Annotated in this window: 28 protein-coding genes; 26 read left to right on the forward strand and 2 right to left on the reverse strand. The window is 36.3% G+C overall.

Annotated elements, in window-relative coordinates; all coding sequences use genetic code 11:
• The first annotated feature begins 10 nt into the window (after window positions 1-10).
• A complete protein-coding gene (locus F9U64_RS03480) occupies window positions 11-664 on the forward strand; it encodes a thiamine diphosphokinase (RefSeq protein WP_153401627.1) in 654 nt (217 codons plus the stop codon).
• Window positions 665-760: 96 nt separating this feature from the next.
• Entirely contained in the window at window positions 761-835 is a 75-nt protein-coding gene (gene spoVM, locus F9U64_RS23545; RefSeq protein ID WP_153401962.1) for a stage V sporulation protein SpoVM, read from the forward strand.
• Between the two features lie 83 nt (window positions 836-918).
• Here the strand turns inward: spoVM and rpmB are convergent, their stop codons facing one another.
• Window positions 919-1,107: a 50S ribosomal protein L28 gene (rpmB, locus tag F9U64_RS03490; RefSeq protein ID WP_089737811.1), complete on the reverse strand. Its 189-nt coding sequence runs from the start codon at window positions 1,105-1,107 to the stop codon at window positions 919-921.
• A gap of 308 nt (window positions 1,108-1,415) precedes the next feature.
• Between rpmB and F9U64_RS03495 the strand changes: the two genes are divergently transcribed.
• The 9 genes from F9U64_RS03495 (at window position 1,416) to rnc (ending at window position 10,120) form a co-directional block, all read left to right on the forward strand.
• Complete coding sequence (locus tag F9U64_RS03495; RefSeq protein WP_153401628.1) at window positions 1,416-1,778, forward strand: Asp23/Gls24 family envelope stress response protein; 363 nt, start codon at window positions 1,416-1,418, stop codon at window positions 1,776-1,778.
• Between the two features lie 16 nt (window positions 1,779-1,794).
• A complete protein-coding gene (locus F9U64_RS03500) occupies window positions 1,795-3,450 on the forward strand; it encodes a DAK2 domain-containing protein (RefSeq protein WP_153401629.1) in 1,656 nt (551 codons plus the stop codon).
• Window positions 3,451-3,663: 213 nt separating this feature from the next.
• Complete coding sequence (gene recG / locus F9U64_RS03505) at window positions 3,664-5,697, forward strand: ATP-dependent DNA helicase RecG (RefSeq protein WP_153401630.1); 2,034 nt, start codon at window positions 3,664-3,666, stop codon at window positions 5,695-5,697.
• A 92-nt stretch (window positions 5,698-5,789) separates the two neighbouring features.
• Window positions 5,790-6,368, forward strand: coding sequence for a transcription factor FapR (fapR, locus tag F9U64_RS03510; protein WP_153401631.1), 579 nt, complete (start codon window positions 5,790-5,792; stop codon window positions 6,366-6,368).
• The gene (plsX, locus tag F9U64_RS03515) at window positions 6,365-7,369 is read left to right on the forward strand and encodes a phosphate acyltransferase PlsX (protein ID WP_153401632.1); all 1,005 of its coding nucleotides are present in this window, start codon (window positions 6,365-6,367) and stop codon (window positions 7,367-7,369) included. Before fapR ends, plsX begins: the two co-directional genes overlap by 4 nt.
• Window positions 7,370-7,373: 4 nt before the next feature.
• The gene (fabD, locus tag F9U64_RS03520) at window positions 7,374-8,327 is read left to right on the forward strand and encodes an ACP S-malonyltransferase (protein WP_153401633.1); all 954 of its coding nucleotides are present in this window, start codon (window positions 7,374-7,376) and stop codon (window positions 8,325-8,327) included.
• Window positions 8,321-9,061, forward strand: coding sequence for a 3-oxoacyl-[acyl-carrier-protein] reductase (gene fabG / locus F9U64_RS03525; protein ID WP_153401634.1), 741 nt, complete (start codon window positions 8,321-8,323; stop codon window positions 9,059-9,061). The genes fabD and fabG overlap by 7 nt, the downstream gene beginning before the upstream one ends.
• Before the next feature lie 44 nt (window positions 9,062-9,105).
• The gene (locus F9U64_RS03530) at window positions 9,106-9,339 is read left to right on the forward strand and encodes an acyl carrier protein (protein WP_153401635.1); all 234 of its coding nucleotides are present in this window, start codon (window positions 9,106-9,108) and stop codon (window positions 9,337-9,339) included.
• 91 nt (window positions 9,340-9,430) lie between these two features.
• Entirely contained in the window at window positions 9,431-10,120 is a 690-nt protein-coding gene (gene rnc, locus F9U64_RS03535) for a ribonuclease III (protein ID WP_153401636.1), read from the forward strand.
• A gap of 120 nt (window positions 10,121-10,240) precedes the next feature.
• Here rnc and F9U64_RS03540 read toward each other — a convergent pair whose 3' ends face one another.
• Window positions 10,241-10,462: a DUF1128 family protein gene (locus F9U64_RS03540; RefSeq protein ID WP_153401637.1), complete on the reverse strand. Its 222-nt coding sequence runs from the start codon at window positions 10,460-10,462 to the stop codon at window positions 10,241-10,243.
• 206 nt (window positions 10,463-10,668) lie between these two features.
• Here F9U64_RS03540 and smc point away from each other — a divergent pair, with 206 nt between their 5' ends.
• The 15 genes from smc (at window position 10,669) to F9U64_RS03615 (ending at window position 24,993) form a co-directional block, all read left to right on the forward strand.
• Complete coding sequence (smc, locus tag F9U64_RS03545) at window positions 10,669-14,235, forward strand: chromosome segregation protein SMC (protein ID WP_153401638.1); 3,567 nt, start codon at window positions 10,669-10,671, stop codon at window positions 14,233-14,235.
• Window positions 14,236-14,253: 18 nt separating this feature from the next.
• A complete protein-coding gene (gene ftsY / locus F9U64_RS03550; protein WP_153401639.1) occupies window positions 14,254-15,246 on the forward strand; it encodes a signal recognition particle-docking protein FtsY in 993 nt (330 codons plus the stop codon).
• 91 nt (window positions 15,247-15,337) lie between these two features.
• On the forward strand, window positions 15,338-15,664 hold the full coding sequence (locus F9U64_RS03555) for a putative DNA-binding protein (protein ID WP_153401640.1): 327 nt from the start codon (window positions 15,338-15,340) through the stop codon (window positions 15,662-15,664).
• A gap of 12 nt (window positions 15,665-15,676) precedes the next feature.
• On the forward strand, window positions 15,677-17,041 hold the full coding sequence (gene ffh, locus F9U64_RS03560) for a signal recognition particle protein (RefSeq protein ID WP_153401641.1): 1,365 nt from the start codon (window positions 15,677-15,679) through the stop codon (window positions 17,039-17,041).
• Between the two features lie 399 nt (window positions 17,042-17,440).
• On the forward strand, window positions 17,441-17,710 hold the full coding sequence (gene rpsP / locus F9U64_RS03565; RefSeq protein ID WP_153401642.1) for a 30S ribosomal protein S16: 270 nt from the start codon (window positions 17,441-17,443) through the stop codon (window positions 17,708-17,710).
• A gap of 14 nt (window positions 17,711-17,724) precedes the next feature.
• Complete coding sequence (locus F9U64_RS03570) at window positions 17,725-17,952, forward strand: KH domain-containing protein (RefSeq protein WP_153401643.1); 228 nt, start codon at window positions 17,725-17,727, stop codon at window positions 17,950-17,952.
• A 182-nt stretch (window positions 17,953-18,134) separates the two neighbouring features.
• The gene (locus F9U64_RS03575) at window positions 18,135-18,521 is read left to right on the forward strand and encodes a YlqD family protein (RefSeq protein WP_153401644.1); all 387 of its coding nucleotides are present in this window, start codon (window positions 18,135-18,137) and stop codon (window positions 18,519-18,521) included.
• Between the two features lie 16 nt (window positions 18,522-18,537).
• Window positions 18,538-19,056 carry a ribosome maturation factor RimM gene (rimM, locus tag F9U64_RS03580; RefSeq protein ID WP_153401645.1) on the forward strand — a complete coding sequence of 173 codons (519 nt, stop codon included), beginning with the start codon at window positions 18,538-18,540 and terminating at the stop codon, window positions 19,054-19,056.
• The gene (trmD, locus tag F9U64_RS03585; RefSeq protein WP_153401646.1) at window positions 19,056-19,799 is read left to right on the forward strand and encodes a tRNA (guanosine(37)-N1)-methyltransferase TrmD; all 744 of its coding nucleotides are present in this window, start codon (window positions 19,056-19,058) and stop codon (window positions 19,797-19,799) included. Before rimM ends, trmD begins: the two co-directional genes overlap by 1 nt.
• A 119-nt stretch (window positions 19,800-19,918) precedes the next feature.
• On the forward strand, window positions 19,919-20,263 hold the full coding sequence (rplS, locus tag F9U64_RS03590) for a 50S ribosomal protein L19 (RefSeq protein WP_153401647.1): 345 nt from the start codon (window positions 19,919-19,921) through the stop codon (window positions 20,261-20,263).
• A 112-nt stretch (window positions 20,264-20,375) separates the two neighbouring features.
• The gene (gene lepB, locus F9U64_RS03595; RefSeq protein ID WP_153401648.1) at window positions 20,376-20,933 is read left to right on the forward strand and encodes a signal peptidase I; all 558 of its coding nucleotides are present in this window, start codon (window positions 20,376-20,378) and stop codon (window positions 20,931-20,933) included.
• Window positions 20,934-20,951: 18 nt separating this feature from the next.
• Window positions 20,952-21,806, forward strand: coding sequence for a ribosome biogenesis GTPase YlqF (gene ylqF / locus F9U64_RS03600; RefSeq protein WP_153401649.1), 855 nt, complete (start codon window positions 20,952-20,954; stop codon window positions 21,804-21,806).
• Between the two features lie 73 nt (window positions 21,807-21,879).
• Window positions 21,880-22,644 (forward strand): ribonuclease HII, encoded by a 765-nt coding sequence (locus F9U64_RS03605; RefSeq protein WP_153401650.1) that lies wholly within the window; start codon window positions 21,880-21,882, stop codon window positions 22,642-22,644.
• Between the two features lie 13 nt (window positions 22,645-22,657).
• Window positions 22,658-24,724: a hypothetical protein gene (locus tag F9U64_RS03610; protein WP_153401651.1), complete on the forward strand. Its 2,067-nt coding sequence runs from the start codon at window positions 22,658-22,660 to the stop codon at window positions 24,722-24,724.
• Entirely contained in the window at window positions 24,721-24,993 is a 273-nt protein-coding gene (locus F9U64_RS03615; RefSeq protein WP_153401652.1) for an EscU/YscU/HrcU family type III secretion system export apparatus switch protein, read from the forward strand. Before F9U64_RS03610 ends, F9U64_RS03615 begins: the two co-directional genes overlap by 4 nt.
• Window positions 24,994-25,070 lie beyond the last annotated feature (77 nt).

Genomic DNA, 25,070 nt, shown 5'->3' on the forward strand with positions numbered 1-25,070 from the left:
GGCAGGTCTTATGAGAATTGGCATTGTAGCAGGAGGCCCGCCAGAGTCTTTAGCTAATCTGATCCATTACGATGAGTTAATTGACATATGGATTGGGGCGGATAAAGGTTCTGCCTATATTATTAATCATCAGCTCAAACTGGATATTGCAGTCGGGGATTTTGATTCTGTAACAGAAAAGGAAATGAAAGAAATATATGATCGTGCGGGCCAAATGGAGAAGCATCCTGTGGAGAAAGATGAAACAGATCTGGAGTTGGCTGTGCGTGTAGCAATGAAGAATAATCCTGACAAAATCTATCTTTTCGGAGTTACCGGGGGAAGGCTGGATCATGAGTTAGTTAATATCCAGCTTCTGTATCAATTTATTAACAAAGATATTCACGCAGTAATAGTGGATAATTCAAATCAATTATCATTATATTTGCCTGGTGAACATAAAGTAATAAAAGATAGTGATGAGCACTATATTTCATTTTTACCCTTTACTCAAAGTGTGACAGGACTTACCTTAAAAGGTTTTTATTATCCGTTAGAGCAAAAGACAATAGAATGGGGAACAACTCTCTGTGTCTCTAATCAAATTTTTGATAACTATGGTACTTTTTCTTTTGATGACGGCATATTAATAATGATAAAGAGTATCGAACCATTCAAGAAATAAATGTTGCTATTTGTCTAGCATATGTAGTGATAATATACCCGTTTTTTATTCGTTAGTTTTAAGAATATGTTTCTTTACATGTTTAGGAGGGGTATGATGAAATTTTATACGATTAAACTTCCGAAATTTATTGGTGGATTTATTCGGGCATTACTCGGTAACAAGAAGTAGCTAGTTCCATGTGTCTAATCAGTAAAAGGAAATATAGAAAAAAAGCTCCTAAGATAAACTAGGAGCTTTTTTTCTAACTATTATTATACGCGTTCTACTTTACCTGATTTTAGCGCACGAGCTGAAACATACACGCGTTTTGGTTTACCATCAACCATAATTCTAACTTTCTGTACGTTAGCTTTCCATTTACGCTTGCTTGAATTCATAGCGTGTGAACGACTATTTCCTGCAGTCGTTTTACGTCCTGTTACTACACACTTACGTCCCATGTTTTTATTCCCTCCTACCTTGCACTTACTCTATACATACTTATATAATTTATCATAATACGTGTATTATTGCAATTTTTTTTGATATTTTTTCGCTATTATCATAAAATTGTTATAATGAAACTTGTAATATTAACGCAAAAAGAGGTAAATAGTAGTAGCTTGACAGAAATCAATTTTTCATACATTCTATAATGGATAAGATACTTTTCATTCAGCATGTTTGACAGAATGCTCGTATAATTTCCGAATACTTATGTATAAAAACTTTGTTGACATAATCCAAACTAAATTTAGGAGGTTTATCTATGTCGATTGAATTAATAACAAGTGATGGTCATGTCACAATAACAAATGAAGTGATTGCAACGGTCGCTGGAGGCGCTGCAATAGAATGTTACGGGATTGTAGGAATGGCATCTAAAAAGCAGTTGCGAGATGGAATTGCAGAAATTCTTCGCAAAGAAAATTTCTCTAAGGGAATTGTAGTCAGACAAGACGATGAAGATATACATATCGATATGTATATTATTGTAAGTTACGGTACAAAAATATCTGAAATAGCACATAATGTTCAATCACAAGTGAAATACATTTTGGAAAAGACATTAGGCCTTCAGATAAGATCAATTAATATATATATTCAAGGTGTACGAGTAAGTCAAGATTAGAGGGAGGAAGTCGGAAGTGACATTAAAAAAGATTGATGGGGCAACTTTTGCCAGAATGGTGCTTGCTGGTGCTCACCATTTGTCAAATAATGCAGATAAAATTGATTCACTAAATGTATTCCCGGTTCCAGATGGGGACACAGGGACGAATATGAATTTATCCATTACTTCAGGGGCTAATGAAGTAAAAAATGTTTTAAATGAATCTGTTACGGTTGTGGCTAATGCTTTCGCTAAGGGTTTGTTAATGGGTGCGAGAGGTAATTCTGGTGTGATACTGTCCCAATTATTCCGAGGATTTGCAAAAGGGATGGAAGGGAAAGAACAATTAGATATTGATGGTTTTGTAACAGCTTTGGACAGCGGAGTAAAAACAGCATATAAAGCTGTAATGAAACCGGTAGAAGGTACCATATTAACTGTAGCAAAAGATACAGCAGCAGAGGCTGCTAAGCTGGCAGAAACAGAAACAGATCTGGAGTCCTTTTTAGAAAAAGTTATACAGGCTTCAAAACAATCTCTTAAAAGAACACCAGAGCTATTGCCAGTATTAAAGGAAGTTGGCGTAGTTGACAGTGGAGGGCAGGGACTTGTTGTCATTTATGAAGGATTTCTTGCTGGATTAAAAGGAGAAGAACTTCCTGCTGGTGTATCCGATACAATGGATTTAGAGGATCTTGTCCATGCTGAACATCATAAACAGGCGCAGGATTTTATGAATACAGATGATATTGAGTTTGGCTATTGTACAGAATTCATGGTTCGGTTTGAAGAAGATAAATTAAAAGATCATCCGTATGATGAAGCAGCTTTTCGTGAAGAACTTAGCCAACATGGTGATTCTTTATTAGTTGTATCTGATGATGAAATTGTTAAAGTTCATATTCATGCTGAATATCCAGGCGATGTCTTTAATTTAGGTCAAAGATTTGGCAGCTTTATTAGTTTAAAGGCAGAAAACATGCGGGAACAGCATTCCAATATAATAGGCAAAGAAAAAAATAAAAAGAAACAAGCCTTCGGAATTGTCACAGTTGCTATGGGTGATGGCATTACAGAGCTTTTTAAAAGTCTTGGTGCCACTGTCGTGATTCAGGGAGGACAAACCATGAATCCGAGTACTCAAGATTTGGCTGACGCAATCGAGCAAACAAATGCTGAAAATGTAATTATATTGCCAAATAATAAAAATATTGTAATGGCTGCAGAGCAAGCGGCATCATTATCGGAAATTAATGTTGCTGTTGTTCCATCTAAGACGATTCCTCAAGGTATGGCGGCTTTACTGGCATATAACCCAGACACATCATTAGACGATAATAAGGAACAGATGGAAGTTTCGATTAAAGCTGTCAAAACAGGACAAGTCACTTATGCGGTAAGAGATACACAAATTGATGGCCTCACTATCCAGAATGGTCATTATATGGGACTTGCAGATGGGAAAATAAAGACAACAGATCCAAAGCAGATAGAAGTGGTAAAAGCATTGCTGGCTGAGATGATAGAGGAAGATGAGGATGAAATTGTTACAATACTGCGCGGTGAAGAATCAACAGAAAAAGAAGAAAAAGAAATTATTACATTTATAGAAGAACAATACCCGGATATTGAAGTAGAGGTTCATCACGGCAATCAACCAATCTATTCTTATATATTTTCAATCGAATAATCCCAAGAGAGTGGGATCAAAAAACCGAACGAAATCGAATTGCAAGCGGAAATTCGACTCATCGTTCGGCTTTTTGCCTAATGAAGACTTTTGACCAAGTTGCTTCTCATAAACAATTAAATTAATGAAACAATATAGGAAATTCTGCTTTCTAACCTGCTAAACATAGAAATCCAGTTAAAACTTACAATTTAATAAGGGAGGGAGAGAATAGTGGTTGATCATTCTATCCAGCAATTAAAAGGAATTGGGCCGAAAATGTATGAAAAGCTAAGTGATATGGGGATAACAACATTAGAAGATTTACTGTACTATTTTCCTAATCGTTACGACCACTATGAACAGAAACCCCTTCATGAATTAGTCCATGAAGAAAAAGTGACAATCGTTGGCCAAGTCATACAGGAACCAATTGTACAATATTATAATAGAAAGAGATCCAGGCTTACTGTCTCTCTAAGAGCAGATGGTGCGGTGGTAAAAGGAATTATGTTCAATCGTGCATTTGCCAAGAATCATTTTATACCAGGCGAATTGGTAACAGTAAGTGGAAAATGGGATCAACATCGATTACAAATAACTATCGATCAATATCAAAAAGGGACAATGGAATCAAATAGTCCAATAACTCCTATTTATCCATTGAAAGGAGACTTGAAGAATAGTCAGTTAATTAAAGTCATCACCCAAGCGATTGGTAACAAATTGCATACAGTAGATGATTTCTTGCCAGAACAATATATCGAAAATTACCGATTGCCAATAAGACAAGAGGCTATTAAGCAAATCCACTTTCCTGACAGCTTTACTGAATTGAAACATGCGAAACGTCGCTTCATTTATGAAGAGTTATTAATTTTTCAGTTAAAAATGCAATTATTCCGCAAGAGAAACAAAGAAGCAACTACAGGAAATGCCCAACAATTTGATCAGGAAAAAGTGAATAACTTAATGAAGCAGTTACCATTTGTTTTAACAAATGCTCAGTTAAAAAGTTTGAAAGAAATCCTTGATGACTTGCAATCACCTTATCGTATGAACCGTTTATTACAAGGGGATGTTGGATCAGGGAAAACAGCTGTTGCCACTATCAGTTTATATGCATCAGTAACAGCCGGAAAGCAGGCAGCTTTTATGGTGCCGACAGAAATTCTGGCAGAACAGCATGAACACTCATTACGGGCAATGTTGCCTGAGGATGTATCTATTGCTCGATTAACAGGATCCGTGAAAGGAAAGAAACGAAAAGAAATATTGCAAAGGCTGGAAGCGGGAGAAATCGATGTCCTGATAGGTACTCATGCCCTGATTCAAGATGACGTGCATTTTACTAACCTGGGTTACTGCATTATTGATGAACAGCATCGTTTTGGTGTCAATCAGCGAAATACTTTGAAGGAGAAGGGAATATTAGCAGATATTCTCTTTATGACAGCTACTCCGATTCCTCGAACATTATCGATCACAGCTTTTGGGGATATGGATGTCTCAAAGATTGACGAAATGCCAAAAGGCAGAAAACCAATAGAAACATACTGGGTCAAGCACAATATGCTGAACCGGATTCTCTCATTCATATACAAAGAAATGAAGAATGGTTCCCAAGCATATGTTGTCTGTCCACTGATAGAGGAATCAGACAAATTAGATATCCAGAATGCCGTTGATTTATATATGCAATTACAAGCGGCATTAGATGGGAAAGTTAAAGTCGGTCTCATGCATGGCCGTTTGTCAAATGAAGAGAAAGAGCAAGTGATGGAAGATTTTACATCCAATCGTATTCAATTACTAGTTTCTACAACTGTCGTGGAAGTTGGAGTAAATGTGCCGAATGCAACAATTATGATGATACAGGATGCCGATCGGTTTGGCTTGTCACAACTGCATCAACTCCGAGGCAGAGTAGGCAGGGGGGAAAAACAAAGCTACTGTATATTAGTAGCTGATCCTAAAGGTGATACAGGGAAAGAAAGAATGAGGATTATGACAGAAACAACGGACGGTTTTGTATTGGCAGAAAAAGACTTGGAATTAAGGGGACCTGGTGATGTATTTGGTGTAAAACAAAGCGGGGTTCCGGAATTTAAAGTGGCTGATCTTGTTCATGATTACAGAGCGTTAGAAACAGCGCGCAATGATGCAATTGATATCATTGTAAACAAAAGATGGAGAGAAAAAGAATTCACTAAATTATTTGATTATATAAAAGAAGAATTTACATTGTTTCATGATTTATTAAATTAGATTTACTTGCATAATTACTGGTGGTATTATATATTACTATTAGTACCTAGTCATAAATTCAGATAGCCGCAATTAATTGGATGGTGTTTTTCGTGAGAAGATCAAAAAAAGAAAGACAAAATTTATTAATAGAAACAATTAAAGAACAACCCTTTATTACAGATGAAAAGCTTGCTCAAACGTTTCAGGTTAGTATACAGACTATTCGATTAGATCGGATGGAGCTTGGAATTCCTGAATTACGAGAAAGAATTAAATCTGTTGCAACATCCAACTGGAATGAGACAGTTAAGGCGTTGCCAATTGATGAAGTAATTGGTGAAATTATTGATTTAGAATTAGACCATCGAGCTATATCGATTTTAGACATTACGGCAGAGCATGTTTTTTCAAGAAATAAGATTGCCAGGGGGCACCATTTATTTGCTCAAGCTAATTCATTAGCGGTGGCCGTCATTAATGATGAGCTTGCTCTGACTGCCAATGCAGTAATAAAATTTACAAGACAGGTTATAGAAGGCGAACGGGTAATTGCGAAAGCAACTGTAAAAAATGTGGAAGCAAAAAATCGGACAGTAGTGGAAGTAATTAGTAACGTTGATAATGAAATCGTCTTTAAAGGTGATTTTGAAATGTACAGATCCAACGAAAAGGAAGGGACCCTAGAATGAAAATAGCAATTGATGCAATGGGTGGCGATCATGCACCTAAAGAAATCGTCCTTGGGGCACTTAAAGCAGTAGAGACCTTTGACAGTCTTGAAATAACGCTTGTAGGTGATGAGGCGAAAATTCGCGAGTTTTTGCCTAATGAGAACAATGCTATTACTATTTTGCATACAGATGAAAAGATTACAAGTGATGATGAACCAGTGAAGGCAGTAAGAAGAAAAAAGAAAGCATCTCTTGTACTTATGGCAAATGAAGTCAAAGAAGGCAATGCCGATGCTTGTATTTCTGCTGGAAATACTGGTGCCTTAATGAGTGCGGGCTTGTTTGTAATCGGTAGGATGAAAGGTATAGATCGACCTGCTCTAAGTCCAACTCTTCCCACAACAAATGGTGATGGATTTCTGCTGTTGGATGTCGGGGCGAATGTTGATGCAAAGGCGCAGCATCTGATGCAATACGGTATTATGGGTTCAATTTATATGGAGAAAGTCCGTCAAATCGATAAACCTCGGGTAGGTTTACTGAATGTTGGTACAGAAAATGGCAAAGGAAATGACTTAACGAAAAAAGCATTCGATTTGCTGGCAACTGCACCGGTTAATTTTATAGGCAATGTTGAGGCGCGAGATCTGCTTGAAGGAGCGGCAGACGTCGTTGTAACTGATGGATTTAGCGGGAATGTAGCTTTAAAGACAATTGAAGGAACTGCTTTAACTTTATTCTCCATGTTAAAAGAGAAATTTATGTCCAATACAAAAACAAAGATAGCTGCAGCATTAGCGAAGAATGAACTCAGAGGATTAAAAGATCAGCTGGACTATTCAGAATATGGCGGAGCAGCATTGTTTGGGTTAAAAGCCCCTGTAATTAAAGCTCATGGTTCATCAAACAGCAGGGCAATATATAGTGCAATCCAGCAAACCATTCACATTGTCGATAAAGAAGTTATTTCAAAAATAGAAGCGGAAGTTAAACATCTGCCTAAACAAGGGGAGGAATAAGAATTTGAAGAAATTAGCATTTGTATTTCCAGGCCAGGGCTCTCAAGCTGTTGGTATGGGTAAAGATCTTTATCATCATTATGATCTGGTAAAACAGATGTTTGAACAAGCTAATACGGCTTTGGGCTATGACTTGACTTCGATAATGTTTGAAGGACCAAGTGAAGAGTTGACCAAAACGGAAAATACCCAACCTGCCTTGTTATTATTAAGTGCAGCAATTACAGAACTGTTAAAACAGGAGCAGATTTCTGCACATATAACGGCTGGCCACAGTTTAGGCGAGTATAGTGCATTAGTAGCTTCTGAAGCAATTTCATATATCGATGCAGTACAGTTAGTACATAAACGCGGAAAATTGATGGACAATGCCTATCCAGAAGGTAAAGGTTCTATGGCAGCAGTTTTAGGATTAAAGCAAGAAGAATTAGAGACTGCATTAGAAGAAATTCGAAAAGAGTATAACCAGGTTATCGAGATAGCAAATTTAAACTGTCCAGGCCAAATCGTTATTTCGGGAACGAAGGAAGCGATCGATATTGCGCTAAAATCCTTGAAGGAGGCCGGTGCGAAACGGGTACTCCCTCTTTCTGTAAGCGGTCCTTTTCATTCAAGTTTAATGAAGCCGGCAGCAGAAGAATTTCAAAAAGAAGTGGATAAAGTAGAGTGGAATGATGCCATAATACCTTTGTATGCAAATGTGACGGCAAAAACAGTATCCAGCAAAGAGGAAATTAAGTCACTGTTAGTTGAACAATTATACTCGCCAGTAAGATTTGAAGAAATTACTGAACAAATTCTGGCAGAAAAAGTAGATGCGATTGTTGAAATCGGGAATGGGAAAGTATTGTCAGGTCTTGTTAAAAAAGTAGATCGTCGTGCGCCTGTCTTTAATATTCAGGATACAGATTCCTTAAAAGTTTTTACAGACTGGGTAAAGGAGGAAGCAATATGTTAGATGGAAAAGTAGCACTTATTACTGGTGCTTCTCGCGGAATTGGCCGTTCCATTGCATTAAACTATGCCAGAAACGGAGCCAAAGTTGCTGTGAATTATGCAGGGAATGAAGCAAAAGCCCAAGCGGTCGTTGATGAAATTACCAGCCTCGGCGGTGATGCGATCAAGATTCAGGCAAACATAAGTAAAGAAGATGAAGTAAAAGCAATGGTAAAAGAAGTAATCCAAACATTTGGCAAATTAGACATTCTAGTAAACAATGCCGGGATTACTCGTGATAATTTAATTATGCGTATGAGTGAAGCTGATTTTGATGAAGTTATTAATATCAATTTAAAAGGTGTATTCCTCTGTACAAAAGCAGTTACTCGTCAAATGATGAAACAGAAAAGTGGCCGGATTATTAATGTTTCTTCTGTAGTTGGAGTAAGTGGAAATCCTGGCCAAGCAAATTATGTATCAGCAAAAGCAGGCGTTATCGGCTTGACTAAGACAACTGCAAAGGAGCTTGCAATGAGGAGTATTCTGGTTAATGCAATTGCTCCTGGATTTATTGAAACCGATATGACTGATCAGTTGACAGAGGAACAAAAAGAACAAATGCTTGCACTAATCCCGCTGCAAAAGCTAGGTAAAGCGGAAGATGTCGCAAATGTCGCATTGTTCTTAGCTTCTGAACAATCAAATTATGTAACAGGACAAACCATACAAGTTGATGGTGGAATGGTGATGTAATTTTACCGAATAACTGCTATACTTTGAAAGGGGGTGACGGGAAAATGTCAGATACTTTTGAAAAAGTAAAACAAATCGTTGTGGATCATTTAGATGTGGATGAGGATAAAGTAACACTTGAAGCATCATTTAAAGATGATCTTGAAGCAGATTCTTTAGATGTAGTTGAACTTGTTATGGAACTGGAAGATGAGTTCGATATGGAAATTGCGGATGAAGATGCTGAGAAAATTGCTACAGTAGGTGATGCTGTAAATTACATAGACAGCAACAGCTAATAAATGTACAAGAGGAGCCTTACAGTCTGTAAGGCTTCTCTTGTAAGTAATGACTTGCAATCGTTTTATTTTATATTGGTAGGTGAGAGAAATGAATGGTTTTACTTTATTACAGCAAGAGCTGAATATTTATTTTCATGATGAGAGTTTATTGCGCCAAGCCTTTACCCATTCATCATATGTGAATGAGCACCGGAAAAAAAAGTTATCGGATAATGAACGATTAGAATTTTTAGGTGATGCTGTTTTAGAGTTAGGAGTATCACAATATCTATTTCGTGAATTTAAAGAGATGGCAGAAGGTGAGTTAACGAAATTACGTGCATCGATTGTCTGTGAGCCAGCACTCGTTAAGTTTGCTGAAGATCTTAAGTTTAATCAATATGTGCTGCTTGGAAAAGGGGAAGAAATGACTGGAGGCAGAAATCGCCCAGCTTTGCTTGCAGATGTTTTCGAAGCATTTATAGGTGCATTATATTTAGACCAAGGGTATGATCAAGTGATTACCTTTTTGAAAAAACATGTTTATCCGAAGATTACTACCGGTGCTTTTTCGCATACGATGGATTACAAAAGTCAATTGCAGGAAATGGTTCAGCAATATAAGAACAGAGCCGTGGAATATGAGATCACGGATGAGAAAGGTCCTGCACATGATCGAGAGTTTTATGCAATTGTTACAATTAATGGCCGAATTGAAGGTAAAGGTTTAGGAAGAACAAAAAAAGAAGCAGAACAGCGTGCTGCTAAACAAGCATTAGATGAGATGAAAGTAAAGTAATGCAGATAAGAAGCAAGAGATGACAGTTTCTGTGTCTATATCTCTTGCTTTCTTATTGCAATAGAGTGAAATCTCGCAAACCAATCTCATGGAAGACTGTCTACTAATGTACAGATATAATTACTTTCTATATTTCTTTAATTCGTCAATAAAGGCATTTGTTTCAGCAACTGTAAGTCTGCCTTTCTGTTTTAAAAGATCATAAAGTTCTTCTACCTCATCATATTTTTCATAATCATAATCTTTGGGATCCATAATGGAGCTGTTTACAACTTGCAGCATTATTCCCATTTCATCAATCATCTGATTAAAACTTTCACGTGTTTTTTTTTCTGAAGTCAAAGATATCCTCTCCTATTCCTTGTTTTATTATGACAGGTGTATTGTTTTCGCGGAGTATACAATTAGACGTCTCACTTTATTCATTCTTCTCACACCCTTCTCTTTATGATAAAATAAATAAGTTGAAAAGCAAACAATTATAAAAATTTTTCAAATACAATAAACTGATTGAAAATAATGCAATGCTATATATAGGGGTTTTTATCATGTTTTTAAAACAATTAGATACATTAGGCTTTAAATCATTTGCGGAACGGATACGTGTTGATTTTGTTCCAGGAGTAACAGCAGTTGTTGGTCCTAATGGAAGTGGAAAAAGCAACATAACTGATGCAATCAGATGGGTGCTTGGAGAACAATCTGCAAAATCATTACGCGGTTCCAAAATGGAGGATATCATATTTCAAGGTAGTGACTCAAGAAAACCTTTAAATATGGCAGAAGTAACATTAACATTGGACAATACTGATCATAAACTGCCAGTAGATTATCATGAGGTCAGTGTAACTAGACGAGTTTACCGTTCTGGCGAAAGCGAGTTTCTTCTAAATAAACAGCAGTGCCGGTTAAAAGACATTACAGATCTATTTATCGATTCCGGGTTAGGAAGAGAAGCGTTTTCTATTATTAGTCAAGGAAAAGTAGAAGAAATTCTAAGCTCCAAATCGGATGATCGCCGTATCATTTTCGAAGAAGCAGCAGGTGTTTTAAAATATAAAAACCGAAAGAAACAGGCGGAATATAAACTTGCTGAAACACAGGAGAACCTCAACCGTGTGGAAGATATTATTTATGAAATTTCAAGCCAGTTAAGCCCTTTAGAAGAACAAGCTGCTGTTGCTAAAGAATATTTAACACATAAGGAAAGACTGACAGAACATGAAGTAGGCTTGCTGGTGAAAGAAATCGAGTTGCTTAATGAACAATATGAAAAAACAATGGAAAATTTAGCAGCAAACCAAGTTGGTCAAGAACAAAAACAGCAGGAGATTGATGAAAAAAACAATGTCTTGCAGAATAAGAAATTAAGCATGCAGGAAGTTGACCAGAAAATCCAGTCATTACAAGATGTTTTATTAGAATTGACTCAATCTGTTGAAAGTTTGGAAGGTAACAAAAAAATATTTCATGAAAGATTGCATCACTATGAAGAAAACAAGCGTAACCTTCAATTACAAATAGACAAGTTAAGTACAAAAATTCAAGTTTCTGAACAAACAGCCGTTGAGGAAAAAGATAAACTTCAATTTATCCAGAAATCCAAAAAACAGAATGGAAAAGAAATAGCGGACATTCATAATCTGTTAGAGGATGGGAAAATGACGATAGAAGAAGACCTCGATTCATTAAAAAGTGATTACATAGAACTTTTAAACGAACAGGCAGCAAAACGCAATGAACAGAATTCCATCAAGCAGCAATTAGAACGAATTACAGGGAAGAGAAGCTTACAGGCAAATAAATGGCAAGATTCTTTAGAAGAGCGAGATAAGCTGACAAAAGTAGTGAAACAGAGTGAGCAAAATTATCAGCTAATGAAAGAGAAGTTGGAAGAATCCCAGAAATCTGCTTCCGAACTGGATCGTAAAGTCATTGTGGAAACAAACCTTTATCAAGATATGGAGCAAAAATATTATAAAGGGCTCCAAGTGCTCGAAAACCTTCGTTCGAAAAAAGAATTGCTGGAAGAGTTGAAGGAAGATTTTCAGGGGTTTTATGCAGGAGTAAAAGAAATATTAAAAGCACGGGAGAATAAGCAGTTAACTGGTATTCATGGTGCGATTCCAGAACTGGTTACAATTGACGACAGTCTTGTTGATGCAATGGAAACAGCTCTGGGTGCTCAGGCACAGCACATTGTAGTCGATGATGAGAATATTGCCCGGAAGTCGATTGAATGGTTAAAAAGAATGAATAAAGGCAGGGCGACATTTTTACCAATTACTGCAATGCAGTCCAGATCCATCCCGCAGCATCTTATACAGCAGATCAGTGATGAGAAAGGTTATGTTGGGATTGGATCTGATTTGATTGATTATGATAAAAAATATGAAAATGTCATAAAAGCACTTTTAGGTAATGTGATTATTGCTGAAACGTTACTAGATGCCAATAAGTTTGCAGCAAAAACCAGCCGACGCTATCGCATTGTAACATTGGAAGGGGATATTGTTAATCCTGGTGGTTCGATGTCAGGAGGAGCAAAAAAGAAAACCAACCAATCACTTTTCACAAGGGAAAGAGAGTTGAAAAGTATCAATGAAAAGTGTCAAGCATATCAGATAAGAATTAGTGATTTTGAAACAAAACTGAAAGAACAAAAAGTTATTATCGATCAAGCTAATGAATTACAAAAACAAAAGAATATAGAAGTAGAGAGTTTATCGACTAACTATCAAAAAGAATCCATTCAATTAAAAGAGGCCCGTTTATCATTAGAACACTTGAACCAGCGATTATCCATTTACGATCAGGATAAGGTGCAGCAAGAAAAGGATGAAACAGAATTACAAATACAAGCTAGTACTAATGATAAACTCTTGAAGGAACTGCAACAACAACTAACTGTAATTGATAAAAAAATCAGCCATCTAACAAAAGAGCATGCTAGTTTTGAAGAAAAGGAAGAACAATTAAAGAATAAACTGCAAACATTGCAGGTGAAAGATGCCGAACTGAATGCAAAGCTTACAAATCAAAGAGAGAAAGTTACAAGCTTGAATGATGAATTATCTAACTTAAGGACAGAGCATGATGATGCTGCTCATCAGCTGAATCAGTTAGAGAAGCTGAAACGTTCCCAGCAAACAGAAACAGAAATCGATGAACAAATTGTCGTTACAAAACAGCAGAAAAGTAATATACAAGAACAATTGCAAACAGAGCGGGAACAACGATCTAATTTGAGTCAAGCAATCGAATCACTCGATATAGAAGTAAAGAAATTAACAGAAGAATACCATCAGCTTGCAAAACAAATACAGGGATTGGAAATTAACCAGAACCGTTTTGGTGCAGATCTTGATCAAAGATTGGAAATACTGGAAAGTGAATATCAAATGACATTTGAGAAGGCACAAGCTAATTTCACAAAACCTGAGGATTTAGAAGAAGCCAAAAAGAAAGTGAAATTAATTAAACGCAGCATAGAAGATCTTGGCACAATTAATCTTGGTGCGATAGATGAGTATGATAGAATTAAAGAGAGATATGATTTCTTAACACAACAACAAGCAGATTTAGTTGAAGCTAAAAGAACACTGTATGATATTATTGCAGAGATGGATGAAGAAATGACAAAGCGGTTTTCCTCTACATTCTCTCAAATTAAAGAAGAATTTCAACAAGTATTCAAAAGGCTTTTTGGTGGTGGGCAAGCAGAACTTCGCTTAACAGATCCATCCCAATTATTAACAACAGGTGTTGATATTATCGCACAGCCACCTGGGAAGAAATTGCAGCAGCTTGGCCTTCTGTCGGGAGGGGAACGAGCACTGACAGCCATTGCCTTATTATTCGCAATTTTACGTGTAAGGCCTGTTCCGTTTTGTGTGCTGGATGAGGTGGAAGCCGCGTTAGATGAAGCAAATGTCACAAGATTTGCCCAATATTTAAAGCACTATAGCTCCGATACACAGTTTATTGTTATTACACACCGAAAAGGAACAATGGAAGAGGCAGATGTCCTTTATGGTGTTACTATGCAGGAATCCGGTGTATCCAGACTGGTTTCCGTTAAATTAGAAGAAACACCAGAATTATTAGAAGCATAAAACAATGGAGGTCGAATCATGAGTTTCTTTAAAAAATTAAAAGATAAATTTCAATCAAATCAAAGCAATGAAGAGGTGTCATATAAATATAAAGAAGGTCTGAGCAAAACAAGAAAATCATTTTCAGAAAAAATAAACGACCTTGTCGCAAGATACCGAAAAGTTGATGAAGATTTCTTCGAAGATTTGGAAGAAGTACTGATTGCTGCGGATGTCGGTGTTTCAACAGTTATGGATCTTATTGATGAATTAAAAATGGAAGTGAAACGCCGTAATATTAGTGATTCTCAAGAAGTAAAGTCTGTTATCTCCGAAAAATTAGTTGACATTTATTATGGAGAAGACGAAGAAGATGCAGCTGTTGGTCTGAATATGCAGGAAAATGATCTTACAGTCATCCTTTTTGTCGGTGTCAATGGGGTTGGGAAAACAACAACAATTGGTAAATTAGCTCACCAATTAAAATCAGAAGGAAAGAAAGTTATGTTAACGGCAGGCGATACTTTCCGTGCAGGTGCGATTGAGCAGTTAAGCGAATGGGGAAAAAGGGTCGACGTCGAAGTGATCAAACATAGTGAAGGAAGTGACCCTGCCGCAGTTATTTATGATGGTATTCGGGCTGCCAAATCCCGCCAGGCAGATGTATTATTGTGTGATACTGCAGGTCGATTACAAAACAAAGTTAACTTGATGAATGAGCTTTCTAAAGTGAAAAGAGTAATTGAGCGTGAAATTCCTAATGCTCCGCACGAAGTCTTACTGGTGCTTGATGCAACGACAGGGCAGAATGCTTTAAGTCAAGCAAAGACTTTCTCAGAGGCAACGAATGTGTCAGGCATTGTTTTGACTAAATTAGACGGAACAGCTAAAGGCGGGATCGTACTTGCGATTCGCAATGAACTAGGAATTCCAGTTAAACTTGTTGGATTAGGTGAGAAGGTTACAGACTTGCAGAATTTTGACCCGCAAGCATTTGTATATGGGTTGTTTGCAGATATGCTTGATGATTAAGGATAAATACTTGACAGTGTTTAAATGAAAGGCTTAGACTTTAGTATACTATTGTATTATGAAGGAAAATCACTAATTGAGGAGTCCTTTTATGTTAGAGAAAACGACACGAATAAATTTTCTATATGATTTTTATCAGGCTCTATTAACGGAAAAACAGCGAAACTATATGGAAATGTATTATTTAGAGGACCTTTCTCTTGGAGAAATCTCAGAAACATTTGAGGTGTCCAGGCAAGCAATTTATGATAATATCCGTCGAACGGAACAGATGTTAGAAGATTACGAAAAGAAATTAGGTCTATATCACAGATTCGAAAAAAGACAAAAACTTTTAAAGCAGACAAAGCAATTATTAACAGAACAGAATTATGATCAAGCTACTGACGTTATTGATCAAATTATGGAAATGGAATAGGGGGCGTATCATATGGCATTCGAAGGTTTAGCCGACCGCCTGCAGAATACGATACAGAAGATTAAGGGAAAAGGTAAAGTTACAGAACAAGATGTGAAAGAAATGACTAGAGAAGTAAGACTGGCTCTCTTAGAAGCAGATGTTAACTTCAAAGTTGTGAAAGATTTTATTAAGAAAGTAAAAGAACGTGCTGTTGGTGAAGAAGTAATGGAAAGTTTAACACCAGGCCAGCAAGTTATTAAAATTGTAAAAGAAGAGCTTTCCGCATTAATGGGCGGGGATGAGAGCAGAATTGCAGTTGCTGACAGACCTCCAACTGTTATTATGATGGTCGGACTTCAAGGTGCTGGTAAAACAACGACAACAGGCAAGCTCGCAAACTTACTAAGAAAAAAATATAATCGAAAGCCATTGCTGGTTGCTGCAGATATTTATCGACCAGCAGCAATTGACCAGCTGGAAACATTAGGGAAGCAATTGGATATGCCTGTATACTCAGCAGGAACTGATATAAGCCCTGTTGAGATCGTGAACCAGGCAATGGCCAAGGCCAAAGAAGAGCATTTAGATTATGTTCTGATTGATACGGCGGGTCGACTGCATATTGATGGTGATTTGATGGATGAACTAATTCAAATCAAAAGCAATGTCAAACCAAATGAAATTTTCTTAGTTGTTGATGCTATGACAGGACAAGATGCCGTTAATGTTGCGGAAAGTTTTAATGAACAATTAGATGTTTCTGGTGTGATTTTGACAAAATTAGATGGTGATACACGCGGTGGTGCTGCTTTATCTATTAAAGCCGTAACAGAAAAGCCGATTAAGTTTGCTGGTATGGGAGAAAAGCTTGATCAATTAGAAGTATTTCATCCAGAACGGATGGCATCAAGAATTTTAGGTATGGGCGATGTTTTATCACTAATTGAGAAGGCACAAGAAAATGTTGATGAAAAGCGTGCAAAAGAGTTAGAAGAGAAAATGCGCTCTGCTTCTTTCACATTTGACGATTTCCTTGAGCAGATGGGTCAGGTGCGTAAAATGGGTCCGCTTGACGAGCTTCTGGATATGATTCCCGGCTCAAATAAAATGAAGGGACTCAAAAATGTAGAAATTGATGAAAAACAAATTTCCCATGTGGAAGCTGTCATTCAATCCATGACAGCAGAAGAACGTCAAGATCCTAGTATAATGAATGCCGGCAGGAAAAAAAGGATTGCAAAAGGTTCCGGCCGCTCTGTATCAGAAGTCAACAGATTATTAAAACAATTCGATGAAATGAAAAAAATGATGAAGCAAATGACCAACATGCAACAAGGAGGCAAGAAAGGCAAGAAAGGGAAAAAAGGCAAAGGATTCAACTTCCCGTTCATGTAATAGTCTGCTTCTCTTTAACAAATAAAGAGAAAAAATAGGAATGAAATAAAAAAGGAAGGTGATTTCCAACTAAATGGATCACCTCCTTTTTGCGCATATTTCTTGGATTCTCTTCCATTACCTTCTCTTAATGGAGATACGCTGAATAATCCTAGACTAATATATCAGCACTTTAAAGATAAAGAGCTGATATTTACCCGAACGGCTTCTGGCACTCTCAAAATTAGTCAATTTTTGGTAATATGAATGTTTATAAAAGATCTTATTATGGATTTGGAACGGTGATTTGCTCGGTTTTTCAAAAGAAATTTTTATATGTAATGTAAAAACACTTTACACACAGAAATAAATCTGATACAATTCTATCTTGTGTGAAACATTAATTTGGAGGTGGAAACAATGGCAGTAAAAATTCGCCTAAAACGTATGGGTTCTAAAAGAAATCCTTTCTATCGTATCGTTGTTGCGGATTCTCGTTCACCACGTGATGGACGTATTATCGAACAAGTTGGAACATATAATCCGGTAGCTAGCCCGGTTGAAGTGAAAATTGATACAGAAAAAGCACTTGATTGGATGACAAAAGGTGCGAAACCAAGCGATACGGTACGTAACTTATTCTCAAAAGAAGGCATCATGAAACAATTTCACGACTCAAAAAACCAATAAAGTAGTGTGATTCCATGAAGGCCCTAATTCAAACAATTATTGAACCATTAGTCGATCACCCTGATTCAATTGCTGTTACGGAAAGGGAGGAACCAAACAAGATTGTTTATCATCTTGAAGTTCATCCAGACGATGTCGGCAAAGTGATCGGCAAAAATGGCCGAATTGCAAAATCAATTCGAACAGTTGTTTATGCTGCGGGAATGAAAACAAATAAAAAAATTTATTTGGATATTATGTAGAAAAAAGAGAAGGGAAACCTTCTCTTTTTTCTGCATATCAGCACATACGTATCAGCCTCTTCAACTGGAGTACGGCCTTTACAGCAACATATTATATATAATTTTGAATTCTGTCTTTATCTTTTGGCAAACTTTTGCTATTCTTTTAGTGACTTGCTATTAATATGGAAAGGCTGTATGATATGAAAATCATCCGTAAAGTTGCAGTAAAACAAGTTGTGACAGATCAGACAAAAATGAACCTAAAAGAAGAATATGAATTAAAAATATTTAAATTAGAGCAAGAATGTCAGCAATTAATATTCGAACAAAAAAAACTGGAACAACGCTCCTCAAAGAATAAGGCAGATATCGCTTTGAAATTTCAAAAGGAAATGTCTAATCGGAAAGATCACATAAAATGGTATAAATATAAATTAGAACAACTGGAAATCTTACCAATTGGCAGTGAAATAAGTGATGGAGAAGTAGATGCAATGATCGAGATAGAAGAAGGAATGGATTGGAATGAAATCATAGATCAAAAATCTATTCTCATAAAAGATGGAATTATTACAAAAATTACATAGATTCAGGTGATACTAGATGGAAAATCAATATTTAAAAGTTGGTAAAATTGTCAATACTCATGGTATAAAAGGTGAAATTAAAGTTGTCCGGATTACAGATTTTGAAAATCGTTTCGAAATAGGCACAACGCTGTATATTAAGCAAAACGGAACAAATAAATTAATGGAAGTAGAGGTTGATGGTCATAGACAGCATAAACAATTTGACCTTTTACATCTGAAAGGATTCAATAATATTAATGATGTCGAAAAGTATAAAGGATCTCTGCTAGTGATCGCGAAAGACCAGTTAGAGGAATTAGAAGAAAATGAATTTTATTACTTTGAAATTATTGGTTGTGATGTATACACTATGGAGGAAGAATATGTTGGCAGTGTGAAAGAAATTTTATCACCAGCTGCCAATGACGTATGGGTTATCAAACCGGAAAATGGAAAAGATATTCTGATTCCGTATATCGAATCTATTGTGAAAGAAGTAAATATATCGGAAAAGAAAATTATTATTGAACCAATGGAAGGGTTATTAGAGTAATGAGAATTGATATTTTATCATTGTTTCCCGAAATGTTTGAAGGGGTTTTTCAATCCTCTATTTTAAAAAAAGCGAATGAGAATAACTATTTTTCCTATAATTTTATTAATTTCCGTGACTTTGCCGACAATAAACATAATAAAGTGGACGATTATCCATACGGTGGCGGAGCAGGAATGGTTTTAAAGCCTCAACCCATTTTTGATGCAGTAGATACTATTGAAACAAAAGAAAATAAAAAGCCGAGAATTATTTTAATGTGTCCACAAGGAGAAACATTAACCCAGCAGAAGGCGGAGGAATTATCACGTGAGGAACATTTGATTTTTATTTGCGGACATTATGAAGGTTATGATGAAAGAATACGTACAAACCTGGTAACAGACGAAATATCAATTGGTGATTATGTTCTCACTGGTGGCGAATTAGGAGCAATGGTAGTTATCGATAGTGTAGTAAGACTAATTCCCGGTGTTCTTGGGAATGATGATTCAGCCATTCAGGACTCTTTCTCAACAGGATTACTGGAACACCCGCATTATACAAGGCCAGCAGAGTTTCGCGGTTTAAAAGTTCCTGATGTATTATTATCAGGCAATCATGCGCATATTGATCAATGGCGTAAGAAAGAATCTTTAAAAAGAACGTTCTCACGAAGACCTGATTTAATAGATAATCTCGAACTTTCAAACGAAGAAGAAGAATGGTTAAAAGAATGGGGAAATAATGAAAGTTCTAGTTGAAATATGTTAAAGTATATGGTATATTGATAGTTGTGCTTAAGTGTATACTTAAGGTTATTAACGGTGTTCCGCTGTCGGTTTTTCGTTAAGAACATTGGTTTGGAAGGAGTGCATTAAGAATGCAAAAATTAATCGAAGAAATTACAAAAGAACAATTGCGTACAGATCTTCCTGAATTCCGTCCTGGTGATACTGTAAAAGTACACGTGAAGGTTGTCGAAGGTAACCGTGAACGTATCCAGGTATTCGAAGGCGTTGTTATTAAACGTCAAAATGGTGGAATCAGTGAAACATTTACTGTTCGTAAAATTTCTTACGGTGTAGGGGTTGAACGTACATTCCCTGTGCATTCACCACGTCTTGATAAGATCGAAGTAGCTCGTCGTGGTAAAGTTCGTCGTGCGAAGCTTTATTACCTACGTAACTTACGTGGTAAAGCTGCTCGTATTAAAGAAATTCGCTAATGAGTACTGTAAAAGGAGCTTGCATTGTCAGGCTCCTTTTTCTGCTATATAATTAATGATAATTTGAATGATGAATAAAGCAATTTGTTAGCAGAAGGAAGGAATTCTCGATATGTCAGCAAAGAAAAGCGATTGGATCGACTGGCTGAAAACCATTATTATAACAGTAATTGTAATTGTTCTAATAAGAATGTTTATTGCAGTACCAATTGTTGTAGAAGGACCATCTATGTTACCAACATTAGAAAATAATGATCGTTTAATTGTTGATAAAATAAGTTTAGTTTTTAAAGACCCGGAAAGATTTGATGTAGTTACTTTTCATGCAACAGAGAAAAAAGACTACATAAAACGTGTAATCGGACTCCCAGGTGATAATATCGAATATCGGGATGATCAATTATATGTTAATGGAGAGCTGGTTGAGGAGCCCTATCTTCAAGAAGCAAAACAAAAGCTTGATCCTAATGCAACATACACAACCGATTTTACGCTTGAAGATATCCCGGGTGGCTCTATAACAGTTCCGGATGGACATGTTTTTGTACTTGGTGATAATCGAAAAAATTCTACTGACAGCAGACATTTGGGATTTATCCCATTGGAGCAGATTGTTGGTATTGCTAGATTATCTTATTGGCCTGTTACAAATATAGGCATCGTAGATTAAAACAGGAGGTGAAGTATTTTGGTAATTCAATGGTTTCCTGGCCATATGGCAAAGGCGAAACGAGAAGTACAAGAGAAGTTGAAATTAGTTGATTTTGTAATCGAACTGGTTGACGCCAGAGCACCTTACTCATCACAAAATCCATTACTTCAGCAGTTATTAAATAATAAATCAAAAATGATTATCTTAATGAAAGATGATTTAGCTGATAAGAAAATAACGGATGAATGGTTGGCATTCTTCGAAGATCAGAATACTATATCTATAGCGATTGATGTAAACAATCGTAAAGATATCCAAAAAGTTATTCAAACTGCGAAAGATTTAGCAGAAGAAAAAATGGAGCGCCTAAAAAGAAAAGGTATTAGACCAAGACCTGCAAGAGCAATGATTGTAGGAATTCCGAATGTAGGTAAATCAACACTGATCAATCGGCTGGCAAACAAAAAGATCGCAAAAACAGGTGACAGACCTGGTGTAACAAAAAGTCAGCAATGGATTAAAGTTAAAAAAGACTTTGAGCTTTTAGATACCCCAGGAATACTGTGGCCGAAGTTTGAAGAAGAAATCACTGGTCTGCGTTTAGCGGCGATTGGAACAATAAAAGATCAATTGTTGGCAATGGACGATATTGCAGCATTTATTATCAATTATCTAAAAGAACACTATCCATCCTTATTAATGGAACGTTACCAAATAGATGACGATATGGAGGATATGACAGAAATTTTTGAAACGATTGGCCGGAAGAGAGGCTGCCTGGAATCGGGCGGGAAAGTAAACTATGACAAAACAGCTGAGATTATTGTACAAGACCTGAGAAACAGTAAGCTTGGACCAATATCCTTAGAGCAGCCGAATATGATCGAATAAAGACATTCCGATTTAAAGAATGTCTTTATTTTTATTAAAAGTGGACGATATAGTAAGAAATGAGGTATAAAAGATGGATTCAACATGGACAATTAAACAAATACAAAGTTATATTGAATCATCTGAATGGACTGATGAAATAAAAATAGTACTTCAGAATGATAAAAGAAAAGGTGTACAAAAGCTAATTCAATATTATGATAAACAAGCCAAATTAAAACAGGAGCTAAATCAACAATTTATTACTATGTCCAGATTTGAGAGGGAAAATTGGGAGAGTGGAAAACAGTTTATTGCCGGTGTAGACGAAGTAGGGAGAGGCCCTCTTGCCGGACCAGTAGTTGCTGCAGCAGTAGTGCTTCCTGCTGATTTTTATCTGTTAGGTATAGATGATTCAAAAAAATTAACTAAGCAAACACGTGAGAGGTATTATCATTATATTACAGAGAATGCTTTAGCCTATCAAACAGGAATAATAGAACCAGTGGAAATCGATCAATTAAATATTTACCAGGCAACAAAGAAAGCGATGAAAATGGCACTGGAAAAATTACCGCTAAATATTGATCATGCATTAATTGATGCAATGGAATTAGAAAACTTGCCATTTACAACTGATTCTATCATTAAAGGTGATCAGAAGAGTATTTCCATTGCAGCAGCTAGTATTATTGCGAAAGTAACAAGAGATAGAATGATGGTCCAGTATCACGAACAGTACCCACACTTTCATTTTGAGAAAAATAGTGGATATGGAACAAAAGATCATCTTGAAGCCATTAATCGATTTGGCATAACAGATATACATAGAAAGAGTTTTTTAAAGAACATCATTTAATGGAGGTAAAACGATGAATATGCATACCATCTCAAATAATGCCAAGGCAGCTGTATCTGCAAAGACTTCCTCCAATATGAATTTGCGAAGTGGTCAAATGATAGCTGGCAAAGTGATCGAGTTATATCCAAATCAAAAAGCAAAAATTCAGATAGGTGGTATGCAAGTGGTGGCACAGCTGGAAACAGCTTTATCAGCCAAGCAGGGTTATATCTTCCGGGTTGTTTCCAATACAAATACTCTTCATCTAAAAAAGGTCAGTAATGCTGCTATAGAGTCAAGTCAGTCACTAGACAGGCTGCTGGAACAGTTAGGCATTTCTTCAACGAAGAATAATCAGCAGTTGTTTTCAGAGCTGATATCTAAAAATATTCCATTTTCAAGAAATGATGCCAAGTTAATTACTCAATTATTAGAAAAGTTCGGCAGTAATCCATTGAATCGGGAACTGTTAGTGGCAATGGCAGAGAAAAAGTTCCCGCTTACTGAACAAGTTTTCCAGGCATTACAAGGTATAGCAAAGCAAAATGTCGGCAATGACATGAAAAATTTGATGAGCCAACTGCTTACTTTCATTAATCAGTCATCAAATAGTACGAAAACACCAATTTCGCAAATGCTGATTAGTCATCTCAATCAATTTCTTGGTGTTTCGGCAAATAATGGACCTGTTCCTTTATTAACTAGTGAAAACAGCAGAATTCTTTTTCAAATGCTGCAACGGACAGGAAATATACATTCAGAAATGCCGCTATCCAAATTCCAGACATTAGTCCAGCAAATGACACACAGTCAAACTGCAAATATGCAGCTAAATACAGCAATTGAGACGAATAATCAACAACTATTACAAAACCAAATTATCCAGCAAGCGAGACCAGTTATCCAGCAATTATTGCCACTCTTTTCACAAAATGATGCTGAATTACTGCAAAATTCTATGCAGAATTCACAAACATTAAAGAATAACAGTCGCCAGGTTGCGAACATTTTAATGAAAACAAATTGGGAATCTGCTAATCTTTTGACACCTGTAAACAAAGCATATATTCAGCAATTTACGAGTCAAGTATTACAGTCCCATTTACAGACAAATGTGAAAGAAATGTTGCAAAAACAAATAACGTTTAACCAAAATGAAATCAAGAATTTAGACATGATGATTAGAAAGCTGAATAATCCCGCTCCTTTGAATCAAGGAATGCAGGAAATAAAGAATATATTAGCCCATAGTGAGATAGTAACAAAATCAGTAAACAGTATGACAAAAGCGGATCTGGAGGTTCTTCAAAGATGGATCCAAAATTCTGATTCGACTTCTTCACAAAATCAGCAAATTGGAGAAATCCTAAAAAAGATTAAATTAAACATATTGTCACCGTCTGAATTAAATATTGCAAGAGAATTTATATTAAAAACAGATCAGATAATACCAGATCAGCCACAATCTGTGAGAGATCACTTCTTAACATTAATCAAACAATTCATCAATACGAGCGGCATACAAGATGAAGTGCAATTATTGCAAGGGTCAGCCGAACAAGACTCTTTTTCGTTAAAACAACTGCTGCTTTTATCTTCTCAAAGTCAGGCTCCGGAATTGGCAGGAGATAGAATGATGCGGCTGCTTCAGACTCTGACAGGCATGCAGCTGCAAATGCTGAATCAAGATCAGTCCTTAACCCAGATCAATTTGCAGGTCCCTGGTCATAAATTTAATTTAGCCGAAGATATCCGAATTCAGTTTGAAGGGAAAAAAAAGGAAGGCGCTAAGGAAATAGACCCAGATTTCTGTCGAGTACTCTTTCATCTGAACTTAAATAATATTGGTGAAACAATAATTGCCATGTCGATTCAAAAGAGAGTTGTCCACCTTGCAGTATATAACGATCAAGAAGAAGTAAAGCCTGTTTTATCATTATTTAAACCACTGTTTAAAGAAAAGCTAGCAGAAGTGAATTACCAGTTAACCTCTATCTCGTGGAAAAAACTAAAAGATATAAATGGAGGAAAATCAAACGCAATCCAAACAAATCCTTATGAGAAGCGAACGGCAGAAGGGATAGATTTCCGCATATGAAAAATGAAGAATCTTATCGAAAAAAGGCAGTTGCTTTAAAATATGAACAAGACAGTGAAGCGCCGAAAGTAACTGCTATTGGAAAAGGGAATGTAGCAGAAAATATAGTAAAAAAAGCTATGGAAAGTAATGTTCCAATCCAATCAGACCCGTCTTTAGTCACATTATTATCTGAATTAGAAATTAATCAGACAATTCCTGAAGAACTATACCAGGTAGTTGCAGAAGTATTTGCCTATATTTATCAGATAGATAAAAAAATTAAATAATATTCTTTGTGATCAGAGCTTTCCTTATAAAAAGGAGAGCTTTTTTAAAATTTTGGTCTATAATAATTCCTGTATCT

It is taken from the genome of Gracilibacillus oryzae (assembly GCF_009498735.1).
Classification (GTDB): domain Bacteria; phylum Bacillota; class Bacilli; order Bacillales; family Amphibacillaceae; genus Gracilibacillus; species Gracilibacillus oryzae.

Coding starts and splice junctions, on each gene's coding strand:
- F9U64_RS03480 (WP_153401627.1), top strand. CDS start 11: ATGAGAATTGGCATTGTAGCAGGAGGCCCGCCAGAGTCTTTAGCTAAT.
- rpmB (WP_089737811.1), bottom strand. CDS start 1,107: ATGGGACGTAAGTGTGTAGTAACAGGACGTAAAACGACTGCAGGAAAT.
- F9U64_RS03495 (WP_153401628.1), top strand. CDS start 1,416: ATGTCGATTGAATTAATAACAAGTGATGGTCATGTCACAATAACAAAT.
- plsX (WP_153401632.1), top strand. CDS start 6,365: ATGAAAATAGCAATTGATGCAATGGGTGGCGATCATGCACCTAAAGAA.
- fabG (WP_153401634.1), top strand. CDS start 8,321: ATGTTAGATGGAAAAGTAGCACTTATTACTGGTGCTTCTCGCGGAATT.
- F9U64_RS03530 (WP_153401635.1), top strand. CDS start 9,106: ATGTCAGATACTTTTGAAAAAGTAAAACAAATCGTTGTGGATCATTTA.
- rnc (WP_153401636.1), top strand. CDS start 9,431: ATGAATGGTTTTACTTTATTACAGCAAGAGCTGAATATTTATTTTCAT.
- smc (WP_153401638.1), top strand. CDS start 10,669: ATGTTTTTAAAACAATTAGATACATTAGGCTTTAAATCATTTGCGGAA.
- ftsY (WP_153401639.1), top strand. CDS start 14,254: ATGAGTTTCTTTAAAAAATTAAAAGATAAATTTCAATCAAATCAAAGC.
- F9U64_RS03555 (WP_153401640.1), top strand. CDS start 15,338: ATGTTAGAGAAAACGACACGAATAAATTTTCTATATGATTTTTATCAG.
- ffh (WP_153401641.1), top strand. CDS start 15,677: ATGGCATTCGAAGGTTTAGCCGACCGCCTGCAGAATACGATACAGAAG.
- rpsP (WP_153401642.1), top strand. CDS start 17,441: ATGGCAGTAAAAATTCGCCTAAAACGTATGGGTTCTAAAAGAAATCCT.
- F9U64_RS03570 (WP_153401643.1), top strand. CDS start 17,725: ATGAAGGCCCTAATTCAAACAATTATTGAACCATTAGTCGATCACCCT.
- F9U64_RS03575 (WP_153401644.1), top strand. CDS start 18,135: ATGAAAATCATCCGTAAAGTTGCAGTAAAACAAGTTGTGACAGATCAG.
- rimM (WP_153401645.1), top strand. CDS start 18,538: ATGGAAAATCAATATTTAAAAGTTGGTAAAATTGTCAATACTCATGGT.
- trmD (WP_153401646.1), top strand. CDS start 19,056: ATGAGAATTGATATTTTATCATTGTTTCCCGAAATGTTTGAAGGGGTT.
- rplS (WP_153401647.1), top strand. CDS start 19,919: ATGCAAAAATTAATCGAAGAAATTACAAAAGAACAATTGCGTACAGAT.
- lepB (WP_153401648.1), top strand. CDS start 20,376: ATGTCAGCAAAGAAAAGCGATTGGATCGACTGGCTGAAAACCATTATT.
- F9U64_RS03605 (WP_153401650.1), top strand. CDS start 21,880: ATGGATTCAACATGGACAATTAAACAAATACAAAGTTATATTGAATCA.
- F9U64_RS03610 (WP_153401651.1), top strand. CDS start 22,658: ATGAATATGCATACCATCTCAAATAATGCCAAGGCAGCTGTATCTGCA.
- F9U64_RS03615 (WP_153401652.1), top strand. CDS start 24,721: ATGAAAAATGAAGAATCTTATCGAAAAAAGGCAGTTGCTTTAAAATAT.